A 379-nucleotide genomic window follows, 5' to 3' on the forward strand; every position below is an offset into this window, starting at 1 on the left:
TCTCAGTGCCAAGGCATTCACCTTATGCCCTTGGTCGCTTGACCAGAAATATATTTCTCTTTAATTGTCAGGTTCCTTGGTGGAGATGAGGAGATTCGAACTCCTGACCCCCTGCTTGCAAGGCAGGTGCTCTCCCAACTGAGCTACACCCCCAAAATATTTTTTTACGACAGTATAAATTTTTGGGGGTCTTTAGTGCCCCTTTTTCTTTTATACTATCATTTTGGTATTTTCTTTTAGTTAGCCTTACAGCTTTTGGTTAAAACTTTAAAAATCTTAAAAAAAATATGAACCAAAAAAACAGTGATAAAACTAAGAATTTTAATTGAACTGTCGTTCTTTGTACTCCTTAGAAAGGAGGTGATCCAGCCGCACCTTC

1 tRNA gene is annotated in these 379 nt (G+C 38.3%); it reads right to left on the reverse strand.

What is annotated here, in order from left to right:
- Positions 1 to 77: 77 nt before the first annotated feature.
- Positions 78 to 153: transfer RNA gene (locus tag VJI94_RS08085), tRNA-Ala, on the reverse strand.
- Positions 154 to 379: the final 226 nt, after the last annotated feature.

Origin of the sequence: Parvimonas sp. D9, assembly GCF_035282565.1 — a bacterium.
GTDB classification, from domain to species: domain Bacteria; phylum Bacillota; class Clostridia; order Tissierellales; family Peptoniphilaceae; genus Parvimonas; species Parvimonas micra.